15 protein-coding genes are annotated in these 15,633 nt (G+C 64.8%); 2 read left to right on the top strand and 13 right to left on the bottom strand.

Annotated elements, in window-relative coordinates; genetic code table 11:
- Positions 1-63: 63 nt before the first annotated feature.
- The 3 genes from NLY43_RS19895 to exbB are packed head-to-tail and all read right to left on the bottom strand — an operon-like array spanning position 64 to position 2,474.
- A complete protein-coding gene (locus tag NLY43_RS19895; protein WP_023713408.1) occupies positions 64-1,023 on the bottom strand; it encodes an energy transducer TonB family protein in 960 nt (319 codons plus the stop codon).
- Positions 1,020-1,478: a TonB system transport protein ExbD gene (gene exbD, locus NLY43_RS19890; protein ID WP_023710186.1), complete on the bottom strand. Its 459-nt coding sequence runs from the start codon at positions 1,476-1,478 to the stop codon at positions 1,020-1,022. The genes NLY43_RS19895 and exbD overlap by 4 nt, the downstream gene beginning before the upstream one ends.
- Positions 1,479-1,484: 6 nt before the next feature.
- Entirely contained in the window at positions 1,485-2,474 is a 990-nt protein-coding gene (gene exbB / locus NLY43_RS19885) for a tonB-system energizer ExbB (RefSeq protein ID WP_023687757.1), read from the bottom strand.
- Positions 2,475-2,799: 325 nt separating this feature from the next.
- On the opposite strand from exbB, the gene NLY43_RS19880 reads away from it, so the two are divergent.
- Positions 2,800-3,468, top strand: a complete 669-nt coding sequence (locus tag NLY43_RS19880; RefSeq protein WP_023710187.1) for a cysteine hydrolase family protein — start codon at positions 2,800-2,802, stop codon at positions 3,466-3,468.
- Between the two features lie 89 nt (positions 3,469-3,557).
- Here NLY43_RS19880 and NLY43_RS19875 read toward each other — a convergent pair whose 3' ends face one another.
- Positions 3,558-4,511 (bottom strand): LLM class flavin-dependent oxidoreductase, encoded by a 954-nt coding sequence (locus NLY43_RS19875; protein WP_023710188.1) that lies wholly within the window; start codon positions 4,509-4,511, stop codon positions 3,558-3,560.
- A 170-nt stretch (positions 4,512-4,681) separates the two neighbouring features.
- Complete coding sequence (locus tag NLY43_RS19870) at positions 4,682-4,837, bottom strand: hypothetical protein (protein ID WP_023670454.1); 156 nt, start codon at positions 4,835-4,837, stop codon at positions 4,682-4,684.
- Between the two features lie 233 nt (positions 4,838-5,070).
- On the opposite strand from NLY43_RS19870, the gene NLY43_RS19865 reads away from it, so the two are divergent.
- Positions 5,071-5,838 carry an SDR family NAD(P)-dependent oxidoreductase gene (locus tag NLY43_RS19865; RefSeq protein WP_023686096.1) on the top strand — a complete coding sequence of 256 codons (768 nt, stop codon included), beginning with the start codon at positions 5,071-5,073 and terminating at the stop codon, positions 5,836-5,838.
- 71 nt (positions 5,839-5,909) lie between these two features.
- Here NLY43_RS19865 and NLY43_RS19860 read toward each other — a convergent pair whose 3' ends face one another.
- The 8 genes from NLY43_RS19860 to NLY43_RS19825 all read right to left on the bottom strand — a co-directional run bounded on the left by NLY43_RS19860 (position 5,910) and on the right by NLY43_RS19825 (position 15,528).
- Positions 5,910-6,854, bottom strand: coding sequence for an ABC transporter permease (locus NLY43_RS19860; protein ID WP_023694455.1), 945 nt, complete (start codon positions 6,852-6,854; stop codon positions 5,910-5,912).
- Entirely contained in the window at positions 6,851-7,906 is a 1,056-nt protein-coding gene (locus tag NLY43_RS19855) for an ABC transporter permease (protein WP_023710189.1), read from the bottom strand. Before NLY43_RS19855 ends, NLY43_RS19860 begins: the two co-directional genes overlap by 4 nt.
- A gap of 281 nt (positions 7,907-8,187) precedes the next feature.
- Positions 8,188-9,699 carry an ABC transporter ATP-binding protein gene (locus NLY43_RS19850; protein WP_023710191.1) on the bottom strand — a complete coding sequence of 504 codons (1,512 nt, stop codon included), beginning with the start codon at positions 9,697-9,699 and terminating at the stop codon, positions 8,188-8,190.
- 174 nt (positions 9,700-9,873) lie between these two features.
- Positions 9,874-10,899, bottom strand: a complete 1,026-nt coding sequence (locus NLY43_RS19845) for a BMP family protein (RefSeq protein ID WP_023670460.1) — start codon at positions 10,897-10,899, stop codon at positions 9,874-9,876.
- A gap of 126 nt (positions 10,900-11,025) precedes the next feature.
- Positions 11,026-11,973: an ABC transporter permease gene (locus NLY43_RS19840; RefSeq protein WP_023698400.1), complete on the bottom strand. Its 948-nt coding sequence runs from the start codon at positions 11,971-11,973 to the stop codon at positions 11,026-11,028.
- A 2-nt stretch (positions 11,974-11,975) separates the two neighbouring features.
- On the bottom strand, positions 11,976-12,947 hold the full coding sequence (locus NLY43_RS19835) for an ABC transporter permease (RefSeq protein WP_023694460.1): 972 nt from the start codon (positions 12,945-12,947) through the stop codon (positions 11,976-11,978).
- A 1-nt stretch (position 12,948) separates the two neighbouring features.
- Positions 12,949-14,466: a sugar ABC transporter ATP-binding protein gene (locus tag NLY43_RS19830; RefSeq protein WP_023710192.1), complete on the bottom strand. Its 1,518-nt coding sequence runs from the start codon at positions 14,464-14,466 to the stop codon at positions 12,949-12,951.
- Positions 14,467-14,514: 48 nt separating this feature from the next.
- Positions 14,515-15,528: an ABC transporter substrate-binding protein gene (locus NLY43_RS19825; protein WP_023670464.1), complete on the bottom strand. Its 1,014-nt coding sequence runs from the start codon at positions 15,526-15,528 to the stop codon at positions 14,515-14,517.
- Positions 15,529-15,633: the final 105 nt, after the last annotated feature.

Here is a 15,633-nt window from a genome sequence, read left to right as displayed (position 1 = left end):
GGTCCGGCGGGTCAGTCAAGCGGGAAAGTACGTGGTCATGGGATCGGCCTTGTCCGGCTGCTTCTAGTTCCGCAGCGTGAACATCAAAGGCGCCACGACAGCCGTACCGGCCTTCTCAGGCGGTGGCGCGGGCACCGTCGCACCCTGCAGAATGCCGAGCGCGGCGCGATCGAGATCGGCGTCCCCCGAAGATCGGGTCAGCCGGACGGAGGTCACCTTGCCCGAAGCGCTGACGACGAAGGTCACATTTGCGGTACCCACGGCGCGCCGCGACCTTGCCGCGCTCGGGTAGCGCTTGTGCCGATTGATCCATCCGATCAGCTGGGAGTTCCATTTGCTTGCACTGACTGATGATCCACTCGATTGCGAAGCCTTCGGCGCCGACGCCTTCGCCGCTGCCTTTTGATCGACACTGGCGGTCACGACCGCTTTCGCCGGCGCGGCCTTTTCCTTCTTCTCTTTCTTTGCTTTCGGCTTGGGTTTTTCGGCAGCCTTCTTCGCCTTCTCGATCGGCTTGGTCTCCGCCGGCTTGGTCTCCGCCGGCTTGGTCTGGGGCGGCGGAATGACCACATCCGGCGCTATGGTCGGGACGATGTCGGGCACCACCTCATCCAGCGGCGGCGATTGATCGGGCTGCTCGGCCGCTGCCGTCTCGATCGGAGCGGCGGGTTGAACCGCTTCCGTCTTCTCGGCGACCGGCCCCGGCTGACCGGGCTCGGGCTCCACGACGGGCTTCAGTTCGGCAACCGCCTCCTCGATCTGGTTCGGCGGCTCAGGCGTCACCACGTCGGCCATCGAGTCCTCCTGCACCGCCGGCGCCACCATCATCGGCGACAGCTCGATAGCCACAGCCGGCGGCGGGCCGCCATCGGCCATGTTGGCCAGGCTGAAGCTCTGGACGGCATAGGCGATCGCGACATGCGCGCCGACAATGACAATGGCCGCAGCCGCCCACAAGCCAATTTCGCGCAGGCCGGCGCGTGGCGGGTCGGCCGCGGGTGCGGCGGCGGCCAGTTGCGTCACGGGGCGGCGCCCCGGTGCGCCGCGGATGCGTCCGCCGGCACCGTCTCCAGCCCCACCAGCGCGATCTTCAGATAACCAGCGCCGCGCAGCAGGTTCATCACCTCCATCAGCTCGCCATAACCGACCGCCTTGTCGGCACGCAGGAAGATGCGGGTCTGCTTGTCGCCCTTGGTTCTGCCGTCGAGCACCGCGGCGAAAGCCTGGCGCGGCACGCTGTCATTGCCGATCGCGAGCGTCAGATCGTCCTTCAGGGTCAGGAACAGCGGCGTTTCCGGCCGGGGTGCTGGCGTCGCCGTCGAACCCGGCAGATCGACATTGACGTCGACTGTCGCCAAGGGTGCAGCGACCATGAAGATGATCAGCAGCACCAGGATGACATCGATGAACGGGGTGACATTGATCTCGTGGTTTTCCTCGAGATCGCCATCGATAGCCTCGCGAATTCTAGCCGCCATAGCCCATCACTCCGCCGCCAGCGCGGGCGCCTGCGGCACCGTGCGGAAATCGAGATCGCGGCTGACCAGCCGCTCGACCCCGGCCGAGGCATCGGCAAGGAGCTGCCGGTAGCCGGCTATCGACCGCGCAAAGACGTTGTAGATGACCACCGCGGGAATGGCCGCGACCAGGCCCATCGCCGTGGCGAGCAGCGCCTCGGCGATGCCGGGCGCGACGACCGCGAGGTTGGTGGTCTGCGCCTGCGAGATGCCGATGAAGGCGTTCATGATGCCCCAGACGGTGCCGAACAAGCCCACGAAGGGCGCCGTCGAGCCGATCGTCGCCAGCACGCCGGTGCCGCGCGACATGCGCCGCGCCGCCGCCGCTTCGATGCGCGACAGGCGCGACGTCACGCGTTCCTTCAGCCCGTCGCCGGTGACATGGCCGAGCGCACCGGCCGAAAGGGCAGTCTCTTCCTCGGCCGCCCGCACCAAAAGCGCACCGGGGCCGCCACTGTTGCCAAGCGCGCGCCCGGCCTGGCGCAGCGTGGCGGCATTGCCGATGGCGCGCGCAGCGCGACGGGCGCCGAGCTTGCCGAAGAGAATCTCCAGCGATTTGGCCAGCCACACCGTCCAGGTGACCAGCGAGGCGAAGGCCAACCCGATCATCACCGCCTTGACGATGATGTCGGCGGCCATGAACATGCCCCAGGGCGACAGATCGTGCGGCAGCGTCAGCGATATTGCCGAAGGCTCGGCCTGCGCGGATGCACCGGGCTGGGTTGCCGGCTGTGGCGCGGTCGGCGCCGCCTGCCCGGCAGTTGGCGAAGCCGGCGCGACAGGCGCAGCCGGTGCGGGCCGTTCGACTGCGACCGGGGAAGGCTGGGCCGCCGACCGGGCAGCTGCAGCGGGTTCCGTCGTCACCCTGGGCTGCGTGTTTGGCTGCTCTTGCGCAGCAGCGCTGCCGGCCGACAGCATGACCGCGGCCAGCGCCGCCAACAAACCATTTCTGGACACGCTTCTTCCTCGCTTCGTCATTGCACGTACGATCGGCTGGTCGGTGACGGAATGTCGACCCCGGAAATCCAGCCACTGGTTCTGGCTTCTCTCAAACGCGGCACAGCCGCTGGAAACAATTCAGGCGGCCGAGTGCCCTGCTTGACTATAAAACATGAGTTTACTAGTCAACAAACAAGATGGCTTTTTTGGCCAACGATTATCGGCGCGATGTCTCAGCGGCACATCGTCCTGGCGTCGGTCTACCTGGTGTCGTCGCACTGAGGGATGGACGGCCGCAGGGTTGCTGGGCCACGATACCGGGCAGCAATTGAGGCAGGCTGCGATGATCAAGGCGATACCGTTCGATTTCCCCTATGACGGCCGGCTGGTGCCGGCAAACACCGCGTTGCTGGTCATCGACCTGCAGGAGGATTTCCTCTCGCCGACCGGCTATTTCGCCAGGAAGGGTTATGACCCCGCGCCGCTGCGCGCCATCCTGCCGACAGTCAACCGACTGATATCAGCGGCACGCGCGGCCGGCCTCACCATCATTCACACCAGGCAGGGATATCGCGGCGACATGGCCGACATGACGCCGTACGAGAGATGGCGCCGCAAGCGGGCGGGTCTCGAAGGCACCGACGTGCTGCTGCGCTCCGGCCCCGGCTTTCAGATCGTCGCCGACATCGACGTCGCGCCGCACGACATCATCGTCGACAAGACCTGCAACAGCGCCTTCACCTACACCGACCTGGAACTTGTGCTGCGCGCACGCGGCATCACCCATCTGATCTTTTCCGGCTGCACGACCGATGTCTGCGTGCACACGACGCTGCGCGAGGCCTGCGACCGCAATTTCCAGTGCCTGACCATCGCCGATGCCTGCGCCAGCGGCGACCAATACGCGCATGACGCGGCGCTGCATATGGTGACGGTGGAGGACGGGGTATTTGGTACGCTGACGGAATCTGACGCGGTGTTGGTGGCGCTGGCAGTGCTGAGTGGTGATTAGACGCTGGCGGGACAGCACCCCTCTGCCCTGCCGGGCAGAGGGGGGTGTGACGGAACGCTACGAAATAGCTTTTCATTCCACCCGCAAATTCACCCTGCGTGAATGTCCCCACCCGCCCGCGCAAACGCGCCGGGCTGCGGCACCTCAGCCTCACGGCGTGCCAGCGAGTTGCGCAAGAGCGCGATCGTCTCGCGGCCGACGCCGGCGATCTCGCGCGGCCTGTCGACGCCAACGATCATGAACTCGCTGATGCCCAGCGCCGCATAGGACAGCAGCGACAGGGCGATCTGCGCCGGTGGTCCGGAAAGTTCGACCGCCTTGTGTCCGACGGTAGAGGCGCCACCCTCCGAGCGGACCCGGACCGGAAGCGCAAAACGCAGCTTGCCGGCGCGGCCATGCTCGGCGGCGGCGCTGCGCGCCCGTTCCATCAGCTGGCGGATCTCGTCGGGCGAACCAGGCGCCAGCTCGAAGACGTCGGCATGGCGGCCGGCGACCTTCAGCGCCGTGCCGGACTGGCCACCCATGCGGATGGTGATATCGACGCCATGCGGCCCCTTGCGCGGCACATAGCCACCCTTGATGCTGTAGAACGCACCTTCATGGTCGAAGGGCCGGTCGTTCGACCACAGCCGCTTCAGCAGCACCAGATATTCGTCGATGCGCTGCCAGACCACGGTGTGGCCGACCGGACGCGTCTCGGCATCGTCGTCATCCAGCGGCTCGCTCAGCATCCTCAGCGCCAGCCGGCCGCCGCTCCTGGCGTCGAGCGCCGCCAGTTGCCGCGCCGCAACCGCAGGCGCGATCACGCCGGCCCAGTGCGTCAGCACCACTTCCAGCGACGAGGTGCGGTCCAGCGCCTGGGCGGCGATGTCCATATTGGTCAACAGCCCGGCCGGGTCGTCGACGACGATGTTCTGGAAGCCGGAATCCTCGATCAGCGACAGCTTTGTCGCCGTCTCGACGAAATCATAGAAGAACGGAACGGCCGAACCGGCGTCGGCGGCATGCGTTTTACCGGGAACATGCGTGAACTCGATCGGCATTGCCATCTCCTCCATCACGTTGGATGTATGTCGCCCAAAAGTGGCCCCGGTTTTTGAGACGACGACATGCGTAAAAACAAGCGGTCAGCGCCAAAGCGCATCCGCATTCGGTTCATCAACTCCGGTCACTCACTGAAAGCGATAGGTCGCCACCCTTCGGCCTGAACGGGTCAGGGAATCAAGCCGAGCACGACTGCCCCGGTGAACACGAACGCAAGGGCAAAGACGAGATAGGCGAAGGCGCCGGCATAGGCCGGGCGGAAAGCCTGGCTATTGGCCAGCCTCTGGCTGGTGCGGTCCGTCTCGGCGTTCTGGATATAGGACATATCGACCTCCGTCTTGCGGATTAATCTATAAAATCAGTAGACTTTGTCGAGTGCTATTTTTTGGCGATATGTAGAACGATTTTCTCAGAATGCCTTATTATTTGGTTTTGGATTGCTGGGGGACCCCTGCTGGCGACAAGCGAGCGACAAGCTTGGCCGACGTCTGCATAGGCGATAGCATCGCCATTCCGGCATAAATGCGGATCATTTCGATTGGGAACGGGGAACAGAACATGGGTACAAGACTAGCCGGCAAGATTGCAATCATCTCGGGCGGCGCGACCGGAATGGGCGGAGCTGCCTCGGAATTGTTCGCCGCCGAGGGCGCCAAGGTGGCGATCATCGACCGCAATGGCGAGGCGGCGGCAGCCACTGCGGCGGCGATACGCGCGCGGGGACATATCGCCGAACACTGGGTGGCCGACGTCTCGGACGAGGCGCAGGTCGAGGCCGCAGTGAAGGCGGCGACTGCCAGGCTCGGCCCGGCCACGGTGTTGTTCAACCATGCCGGCACCATCGTGATAAAGCCGTTCCTGGAGACGACAGTGCAGGAATGGGACTGGCTGCATGCGGTCAATGTCCGCTCGATGTTCCTGATGACGCGCGCCGTGTTGCCGGGCATGATCGCTGCCGGTGGCGGTTCGATCGTCTGCACCTCGTCGATCTCGGCTGTGGCGGCCACACCCATGGAAGTGCTCTACGACACCACCAAGGGCGCCTGCCACATGTTCGCGCGCGCCATCGCAGTCGAATTCCGCGACCGCAACATACGCTGCAACGCCGTCTGTCCCGGCTTCATCCGCACGCCGCACGGCCTGCGCGAGGTCGCCGATCTCGGCAAGCTCGGCGTCGACGTGTCGGACGCCGCATTGGCCGCACAGCAGGGCCGCATCGGTGAGCCTGAGGAAGTGGCCAAGGCAGCGCTGTACCTCGCCAGCGATGAGTCCAGCTTCGTTAACGGGACGCATCTGTTTGTCGATAATGGTTTTACGGCGATGTGAGTATCCCAGACTTGGCGCCCTTCCTCTCCCCCGTCGATCGGGGGAGAGGAAGGGCGCCAAGTCCTACTCGCTTACCGCTCTTCTCGTCGAAACGGCTTCAGCAGCGCCGACGGCGCAACCGCGTTGCGTGACATCACGGCCATCGCGACGATGGTGAAAATGAACGGCAGCATCAAGAACGTCTCATAGGGAATATGCCCGAGGCCGCTCGCCTGCATGCGCAATTGTAGCGCATCGACGAAGGCGAACAGCAGCGCCGCGCCCGCAGAGCGCCACGGGTCCCAGCGGCCGAACACGACCAGCGCGATCGCCACCCAGCCACGGCCCGACACGACACCAAAGGTGAAGGCGTTGAACTGTGCCATGGTGAGGAAGGCGCCCGCAAGCCCCATCAGCGCACCGCCGAGGATGACCGCCTGGAAGCGCGTGGCGATGACGCTGACCCCAGCGGAATCAGCGGCGCGCGGGTTCTCGCCGACCATCCGCACCGACAGCCCCCAAGGCGTGCGGTAGAGCACGAAAGCAGCGAGCGGGATGGCAATGATTGCCAAGTAGACCAGCGCGAACTGGTTGAAAACCGCTGACCCCAGAACCGGAATATCCGACAGCAGCGGGATCGGCACCGTCTGAAAACCCTTGATGCTGGGCGGCACCGATTGCTGGCCGAAGGTCAGACGGTAGAGGAAATAGGCAAGGCCGGACGAGAACAAAGTAACGCCGATGCCGCAGACATGCTGGCTGAGGCCGAGCGCCACGGTGAACAGCGCATGCAGCGCACTCATCGCCATGCCGGTCAACACCGCGGCCAGCACGCCGAGCCACAGGCTGCCGCTGAGGCTGGCGGCGGTGAAGCCGGTCATCGCGCAGAGCAGCATGATGCCTTCGATACCGAGATTGAGCACGCCGGCCCGCTCGGAGAACATTTCGCCCAGCGTGGCAAATGCCAGCGGCGTGGCGATGCGGATAATGGCGGCGAGGAAGCCGACCTGAAAAATCTGTTCGAACACCGCGCTCACGAGGCGGCTCCGACGCGGCGGATGCGATAGGCCGTGAACAGCAGTGCCACCAGCATGGCGAGCAGTGCCGTACCCTGGATGACATCGCTGAGGAACGCCGGCACGCCGGTGGCGCGCGACATCGCTTCGGCGCCGGTCATCACGGCGGCCAGGAAGATCGCCGCCGGTACGACGCCGAGCGGATTAAGCCTGGCCAGCATGGCAACGACGATGCCGGAATAGCCGTAGCCCGGCGAAATGTCGCTCATCACCTGGAAATGCACGCCGCCGACCTCGCCTACGCCGGCAAGCCCGGCCAGCGCGCCCGACAGCAGCGCCGTCGAAATCAGGACCCGCTCGACGTGGATGCCGCCATAGCGGGCGGCTTCCGGGCTTTCGCCGGTGACCCTGATCCGGAAGCCGAGCGTGGTGCGCACGATCAGGAACCAGATCAACGGTGCCGCGATCAACGCGGCGATGACACCCAGATGCAGCCTTGTGCCTTCGAGCAGCACCGGGAAATTCGCCGAATCCTCGATCGGCGGCGAGATCGGATAGCCGCTGAACGAGTCCTTCCACGGCCCCTCGATCAGCGCCATCAGCGCATAGTAGATGACCGAATTGAGCAGCAGCGAGCTGACGACGTCGTCCACCTTGAATTTGACCCTGAGCGTCGCGGGCACCAGCGCTACCGCGGCACCGGCAGCAGCGCCCGCCAGCGCCATCGACAGGATCGCCAGCGCGCCCGGCATTGGGATGGCGCCGACGAAGCAGCTGGCCACGGCGCCGGCCAGCAATTGGCCCTCGGCGCCGATGTTCCAGAATTTGGCCCGGAAGGCGACGGCCACAGCCAGCCCGGTGAAGATCATCGGGGCGGCGCGCACCAGCGTTTCGGTGATGGCATAGCTGTCGCCGAACGAGGCCGACAGCATCACGCCATAGGCCTCAAGCACGCCGGCGCCGGCCAGCGCGATGAGGCCGCTGCACAGGACCAGCGCTGCACCGATGGCCAGCAGCGGCAAAGCGAGATTGAACCAGGCGGGGGTGGAACTGCGGGCTTCGAGGCGGAACATCAGCTATGCCCCTCCGCCGCCCAGACGGTCGCGCCGCCCCTCATCCGCCTGCCGGCACCTTCTCCCCGTATAGACACGGGGAGAAGGGTTCTGGGCCCTATGGCAACCCCCTCTTGCAGCTGTGGCGATTGGCGAAACCATGGGTGAGAGCCCCTCTCCCCGTCTCTATACGGGGAGAGGATGCCGGCAGGCAGGTGAGGGGCAGCGCTGACGCTTAAAGTCAGCCAAAAGCGGGCAGTATTATTTGAGGTGTCTGCGAGGAACCGAGTGAGAAAGTCCATCTAGGCTCTGCCCTCCGCCCCGGTCATCAGCAGCCCAAGCCGCGCGATGGTCGCATCGGCGCTGTCCAGCGTGCCGGCGATGCGGCCCTCATACATCACCGCGATGCGGTCGCAGAGCACCAGCAGCTCTTCGAGATCCTCGCCGATGACGATGATCCCGCAGCCCTTGGCGCGCATGTCGAGGAATTTTTCGTGGATGAAGCGGGCGGCACCGATGTCGAGGCCGCGCGTCGGCTGCGAGACGATCAGCACCTTCGGGTCGAAAGCCAGTTCGCGCGCCAGCAGCGCCTTCTGCAGATTGCCGCCCGACAGCGCGCCGGCGCGGGTCATCGGCCCGGGGCACCTGATGTCATAGGCCTTGATCTGTTCTTCGGCGAAGGCGCGGATCGCATCTGGCTTGAGCAGGCCCCGGCTGCTGAAAGCCGCAGTACCAATGCGCGGCAACACCATGGAATCGGCGAGCGGCAGATTGGTGACCAGCCCGGTCGTCATACGGTCTTCCGGGATGCGGCCAAGGCCGAGCGCCTGCACCTCGCGCGGCGAGAACCGCGTAACAGGTTTGCCGGCTATCGTCATCGCGCCGGCGTCGGGCGCGCGCGTGCCGGAAATCACCTCGGCCAGCGCCCGCTGGCCATTACCGGAGACCCCGGCAATGCCGAGGATTTCGCCCGCGCGAACGGCAAGCGATACATCGCGCAGCGGCGTCCCCGAATGCCGTGAGGTGGAAATACCGTCGAGCGTCAGCACCGCCGCGCCTGGGGTCGAAGGTCCTCTTGCCGGCGGCACGATCTCATGGCCGCACATCAGCTGCGCCATTTCTGCCGATGTCGTGTTCGCCGGATCGTCGACACGGCCGGCGACGCGGCCGTGCCGCAATACGGTGCAGCGATGGGTGAGCGCCCGCACCTCGTTCAATTTATGCGAGATGAAGATGATGCCGAGCCCCTGCGCCGCCATCGAGCGCAGCGCCGAAAACAGCCCGTCGACCTCGCCCGGCGCCAACACCGCCGTCGGCTCGTCGAGGATTAACAGCCTGGCGCCGCGAAACAGCGCCTTGACGATTTCGAGCCGCTGCTGCTCGCCGACCGACAGCGCGGAGACAGGCAGGTTGGGGTCCAGCGTCAGCCCATGCTGACGGCTGATGTCGGACAACCGGGCAAGTCCGCCGGCGCGGTCGATGCGGCCGGATTTGCCGGGAATGCCAATCAGAAGGTTTTCCAGGACCGTCAGCCTTGGCGCCAAATGAAAATGCTGGTGCACCATGCCGATGCCGGCGGCCAGCGCATCGGCCGAACTGGTGATCCGCACGGTCTTGCCCTGGATAAGAATTTCGCCGGCATCCGGCGCATAGGCGCCGAACAGCACATTCATCAGCGTCGTCTTGCCGGCGCCGTTTTCGCCCAGCAGGCCGAGGATCTCACCTGGGGCGACGCTTAGATCGACAGCCTCATTCGCCTTGACGGCGCCGAAGCTCTTGGTGATGCCGCGCATTTCGATGAGAGGGGCGGACAAGGATGCTCCTGCGGAGATACCCCTCCCCCTCGAGGGGAGGGTGCTAGCGAAGCGAGGCGGGTGGGGTCACCTCAACTGCCTCAACCCATGACTTAGCAGGATGGAGCACTTCGCGGAGGACCCCACCCGGCCCTGCGGGCCACCCTCCCCTCAAGGGGGAGGGGGTGCGCCGAGCTAATCCGAAACCGGCGTGTTCTCATCCACATCCACCCGGAAATTGCCTTCCAGGATCTCGGCCTTCTTCTTCTCGACCAGATCCTTCACATCCGCCGGCAGCGTCTTGTCGAATTTATGGTAGGGCGCCAGGAACGACCCGCCCTTGGCCATGCGCGAGAAATCGCCATAGTCCTGCGCGGTGAAGACACCGGCCTTGACCAGCTTGATCGCCTGCTCGACTGTCGGATACATGTCCCAGACCGGCCCGGTTATGACCGTGTCGGGGCCGAGGCTCGACTGGTCGGACATGTTGGAGATGGCGAGGATCTTCTTGTCCACCGCCGCCTCGATGACGCCGAAGCGCTCCGCATAGATGACATCGACGCCGGCATCGATCTGGGCGACCGCCGCTTCCTTGGCCTTGGGCGGATCGAAGAACGAGCCAATGAAGGCGACCTTCTTCTTGATGTTGGGATTGACCTCCTTGGCGCCGGCAAAGAAGGCGTTGACCAGCCGGTTCACTTCCGGAATGCCCATGGCCGCCACCGCGCCGATCGTGCCCGACTTCGACATCTTGCCGGCGATCATGCCGGAGAGGTAGGCCGGCTCGTGGATCCAGTTGTCGAAGACGCCGAAATTGGGCTCGGCCGGCCCGGCGCCCGAGCCGAACAGCCATGCCGTCTTCGGGAACTGCTTTGCCGTGCGGCGCGATTCACGCTCGGCGGCGAAGGCGTCGCCCAGCACCAGCTGATACCCGCCTTGCGCATATTCGCGCATGACGCGGCTGAAATCGGCGGTCTGCACCTTTTCCGACCATTTGTATTCAATGCCGAGTTCCTTCTCGGCCTTCTGAAGGGCGACGTGGATCTGGTTGTCCCACGGCTCCTCGATCGGCGTGGCGAAGATCGCCGCCACCTTCAGCTTCTTGTCCTTGGCGAAGGCTGCACCCGGCAGCATGGCTGCGGCCAGGCCAAGTGCGCCGAGTTCCAGCACGTCGCGCCGCGACAGGCCGGTCGATTGCGATTTGTTTTTCCGGTTTTCCATCTAGTGCCCCTCTGTTTGACAGCCGTGTCGAGCCGGCTGTTCCGAAATCAGACGCGGAACTATGGAACGGGTGCGGACTTTTGTCCACATGGTCAAATTTGGCCGTGTCGCTGGCAGGAGCCGGCGCTAGCGTACCGCCTTCTCGCCACCGGCTACGGTGATGACGCCGACGATGATCAGCCCGGTCAGCAACAGCCGAACGCCGGCGCTGACGCCGAACGTGTTGAGCATGGTCAGAAGCAGCACCAGGAACAGCGCCGCGCCCCAGACACCGGGAACATTGGCCTTGCCGCCGGCGACCGAGGTGCCGCCGATGACGACGACGGCGATCGAGGCCAGCAGGTACTCGTTGCCGATATCGACATTGGCGCCGCGGAAATAGCCGGCGAGCAGCGCCCCGTCCATGCCGCCGAGCGCGCCCGACAGCGTGTAAGTGAGGAAGCGGGTGCGGCCGACATTGACGCCGGCAAGCCACGCGGCGCGGATGTTCTGGCCGATCGCCAGCACCGAGCGGCCATAGATCATGCGCTGCAAGGCGATGGCCGCACCGATGGTGAACAATACGGTAAGGATCGCCAGCACTGGAATGCCCAGGATTTGCCAATTGGCAAAATCGGCAAAGCCGGGCGGCGGCTTGATCTGCAGGCCACGCCCATAGCTGATGTCGATCGACTGGATGATGAAGCTGGCCGACAGAGTGGCGATGATCGGCGGGATCCTCAGCGCCCAGATCAGGAGATAGTTGACGGCACCGATGGCAGCGCCGCAGGCGAGCGCGGCGAGCAGCCCGACCACGATCATGGAATCGCTGCCGCCCATGACCTTCATGGCGACGGCACTGGCGAGCCCGATATTGGCCGGCAGCGACAGGTCGACATTGCCTGGCCCGAGCGTGATGACGAACATTTGGCCGACGCCGACGATCACGGTGAACACGGCAAGCGAAAGTGCCGCCGTGATCATGCCGCCGCCGCCATAGCCGCCGGTGAAAGCGATGGTCGCCAGCCAGACGAACATCGCGCCGATGAACGACCAGATCCAGGGTTTGGCGACAAGCGATTTAACCAGCGTCATCGCTACCTCTCCCTGCGGCTGATCAGGACGCGGGCTGCCAGCACGATGATCAGGATGGCGCCGTTGGCCGCGACCTGCCAGTCCGGCGGAATGTGCATGAAGGTGAGCAGAGGCGATGCCGCCAGCGCCAGTGTCAGCGCGCCGAGCACGGCGCCGATCGGCGACACCCGGCCGCCGACGAACTCGCCGCCGCCGAGAATGACGCCGGCGATCGCCAGCAGCGTGTAGCCATTGCCGATATTGGCGTCGGCCGAGGTGGTGATGCCGATCAGCGCCATGCCGGACAGAACGCCGAATAGGCCGGTCAGCGCAAACAGCACGATCTTGGTTCGAAGCAGCGACCAGCCAGCGCGCCTGAGCGCCGCCGGATTGCCGCCGGATCCCCGCAGGATGACGCCATAGGAGGTGCGCATCAGCCCAAAATGCACCACCGCTGCGATCGCCAGCGCGGCGATGATAGGGAACGGAATGAAGGGCGGCTTGAAGGCCATCAGCGACAAGAGCCAGTCCGGCGCCTTGCCACCGGGCTTGGGCAGCACCAGAATGGCAAGTCCCTGCCAGACGAAGCTCATGCCCAGCGTCACCACGATCGACGGCAGATTGCGCAGATGGATCAGTGCGCCGAGCAGCGCATAAACGCCTATGGAGCCGAGCAGGATGATCACGCCGAGCAGCGGCGCGTCCTTCAGCCAGGTCGCGGTGACGCAGCCGACAAAGCCGACAAAGGTGCCGATCGACAGATCGAGCTCATTGCCGGCGATGACGAACATCTGGGCGATCGTCGCCAGCGCGATCGGAATAGCGAGGTTCAACATCAAGCTGAAGCCGAAATAGCTGATGGCGCGTGGGTTGAGCCAGGCGATGGCGATAACCACCAGCGCCAGCGACAGCGCCGGCAACAGGCTGCGCAGCAGGCGCGCGCGGGCCGCGCTGCTGCGCGGCGAGGACGTAGGGCCGGGAGCGACTGCCGTCATCTCAGGCCGCGTCGCCGAATGAGGACTGGATGATCTTTTCCTCGGTCAGCTCGTCGCGCGTGAGATTGGCGACGATGCGGCCGTTCTTGAAGACATGGATGTGGTCGCAATTGTCGAGCTCTTCGGTCTCGGTGGTGTACCAGAGGAAGGTCCGGCCCTTGGCCGCCTCCTCGCGCACGAGATCGTAGACCTCGAGCTTGGTGCCGATGTCCACGCCGCGCATCGGATCGTCCATCAGCACGATCTGCGCATCGGAACCCAGTGCGCGGGCAAACAGCGCCTTCTGCTGGTTGCCGCCGGACAGCGAGAAGATGTTGTTGGTCATGTCAGGCGTGCGGATGCCGATCTTCTGCTTCCAAAACTCAGCAAGCTCGGCCTCGCGCTGCGGCGAGATCAGCAACCCTTTGCGCAGCCGCGCCAGCGAGCGGATGCCGATGTTTTCGGCAATAGACCATTGCGGGAAAATGCCGTCCGATTGGCGGTCTCCGGCCACCAGCGCCACCGGGGCGGTCACCTCGATATCAAGCCTTCTACGCGTCGCGGCGGCAAAGATCGCCAGCAACAGGTCGGTCTGGCCATGGCCGGCAAGCCCGGCAAGCCCGATGATCTCGCCGGCGCGAGCGACAAGCTCCTTGCCGTCCTGCTGCCGCTCGGGCCGCGCCCGCACCCTGAGCGGGCCCGCCGCCGGCCTGGCGGCGATCTCCGCCGCGATCTTCTCGCGCGCTTCCGCGCCGCCCATGGTGGCCACCAGCCGGTCGCGGTCGAACGCTTTTGCAACGTCCGTGGCGACCACCTTGCCGTCGCGCATCACCACGATGCGGTCAGCATTCTGCAGCACCTCGCCCAGCACATGCGAGATCAGGATGCAGCTGCCCCCGGTGGCGACGAAACGGCGCACGAAGGCAAGCAGCTGGCCCGCAGTATGCGCGTCCAGCGAAGAGGTCGGCTCGTCGAGGATGACCAGGTCGAGCGGATCGCGCGTCACCGTGAAGGCGCGCGCCACCTCGACCATCTGCCGCCGGCCGATGGAGAGATCGCCGGCAATGTCGTCCGCCGAGATGCCGTGATCCGGAAAGATTTCGTCCAGCTTGGCGGCAATGAGAGCAGCCGCCTTGCGTCGCCAGCCGAAGCCGGTGAGCGCCGGATGGTTGATGCGCGTATTCTCCGCGATACTGAGGTTAGGGCAGAGCGACAGTTCCTGGAACACGCAGCGTATGCCGAGTTTCAGCGCGCGCGCCACCGAGTAGTCGGTTTCGGCATTGCCACGCACCGCGATCTCACCGCCATCGGGCTGCAGCGTACCGGCCACCATATGCATCAGCGTCGACTTGCCGGCGCCGTTGTGGCCGACCAGCCCGACGCATTCGCCTGATACAACATGGAAGTCGACGCCGTTAAGCGCCCGAACGGCGCCGAAATGTTTTTCGGCGCCGTTCAGCCTGATGATGTCCAAATGGGCGGCGCCGATTTGTTTTTCGGCGCCGCCCAGTCTGATGATGTCCGTATTGGCCTCAGGCATGCTCAACGATATCCGGTCGGTCATGCCGCTGGCAATGAATGCAATGCATCACTTGATATTGGCTTTGATCGCCGCGATTGCGTCTTCCTGGCTGTATTCGTGGGTGGCGACGCCGCCCTCCTTGATTTTCGGCAGCTCGGTCTCGAAATTGTCTTGGGTAAAGGCGAGATACGGCACCAAAAGGTCATGCGGAATGTCGGTGCGGCCGTCGAGCACCTGCTGCGCCACCCAGAAGGCCAGCGACGACACGCCGGGCGCGATCGAGGCCGACCAGGTCTGGTAGCCATCCTTGTCCTTCTGCTCCTTCCACCATTTCAGCTCGTCCTGGCGGTTGCCCATGATGATGGTCGGACGCGGCTTGCCTGCGGCGGCAAAGGCTTGTGCCGCGCCATAACCGTCACCGCCCTGGTCGACGATGCCGACGATGTCGGGCAACGAAGGCAGGATCGTCGCGACCGCCTTCTGCGCCGTCGTCTGGTCCCAGTCGCCGGTCACCGAACCGACGATCTTGAACTCGGGATGGGCGGCGACGCCTTCGAGGATGCCGGCATGGATGGCATCGTCGATCGAGGTGCCGGCAAGGCCGCGGATTTCCAGCAAATTGCCGCCCTTGGGCTGGAACTTGGCCATCTGCTCGACTTCCTGCTTGCCCATGTCCTTGAAGTCGACGACGACGCGGTAGGCGCAAGGTTCGGTGACCGTCCCGTCGAAGGAGACGACGACGATGCCGGCATCGCAGGCCTGCTTGATGGCGCCGTTCAGCGCATCCGGCGATGCGGCATTGATGACGATGGCGTCATAACCCTGCAGGATCAGGTTCTGCACCTGGGCAGCCTGGGTCGGCACTTCCTTGTCGGCGGTGGTGAAGATGTCGGCGGCGCCGACGATCTTATCCTCCACCGCCTTCTTGGTGACGATGCCGTAGCTGTCGAGCATCGCCTGGCGCCACGAATTGCCGGCGTAATTGTTGGAGAAGGCGATCTTCTTGCCGCTGGTGTCGGCAAGCGCCGTGCCCGAGGCGAGCATCGCCGCCAGAGCGCTCAGGACGAGCAGTGTCTTCATGTCATAATCCTCCCATAGATTGTCGGCCCCGCCGACTGTTGCAGATGGTTTTGGCGTTGTCTGCCTGTTTTTTATCTATTGTCAGACAAATTCAGATACGCCCGC

Origin of the sequence: Mesorhizobium sp. C416B (assembly GCF_030323165.1) — a bacterium.
Taxonomy (GTDB): Bacteria; Pseudomonadota; Alphaproteobacteria; order Rhizobiales; family Rhizobiaceae; genus Mesorhizobium.
Note: the sequence above shows the minus strand (reverse complement) of the source record. Positions and strands in the feature narration are given on the sequence as shown.

Coding starts and splice junctions, on each gene's coding strand:
- NLY43_RS19880 (WP_023710187.1), top strand. CDS start 2,800: ATGATCAAGGCGATACCGTTCGATTTCCCCTATGACGGCCGGCTGGTG.
- NLY43_RS19840 (WP_023698400.1), bottom strand. CDS start 11,973: ATGACGCTGGTTAAATCGCTTGTCGCCAAACCCTGGATCTGGTCGTTC.
- NLY43_RS19870 (WP_023670454.1), bottom strand. CDS start 4,837: ATGTCCTATATCCAGAACGCCGAGACGGACCGCACCAGCCAGAGGCTG.
- NLY43_RS19835 (WP_023694460.1), bottom strand. CDS start 12,947: ATGACGGCAGTCGCTCCCGGCCCTACGTCCTCGCCGCGCAGCAGCGCG.
- NLY43_RS19845 (WP_023670460.1), bottom strand. CDS start 10,899: ATGGAAAACCGGAAAAACAAATCGCAATCGACCGGCCTGTCGCGGCGC.
- exbD (WP_023710186.1), bottom strand. CDS start 1,478: ATGGCGGCTAGAATTCGCGAGGCTATCGATGGCGATCTCGAGGAAAAC.
- NLY43_RS19830 (WP_023710192.1), bottom strand. CDS start 14,466: ATGCCTGAGGCCAATACGGACATCATCAGACTGGGCGGCGCCGAAAAA.
- NLY43_RS19865 (WP_023686096.1), top strand. CDS start 5,071: ATGGGTACAAGACTAGCCGGCAAGATTGCAATCATCTCGGGCGGCGCG.
- NLY43_RS19825 (WP_023670464.1), bottom strand. CDS start 15,528: ATGAAGACACTGCTCGTCCTGAGCGCTCTGGCGGCGATGCTCGCCTCG.
- NLY43_RS19855 (WP_023710189.1), bottom strand. CDS start 7,906: ATGTTCCGCCTCGAAGCCCGCAGTTCCACCCCCGCCTGGTTCAATCTC.
- NLY43_RS19875 (WP_023710188.1), bottom strand. CDS start 4,511: ATGCCGATCGAGTTCACGCATGTTCCCGGTAAAACGCATGCCGCCGAC.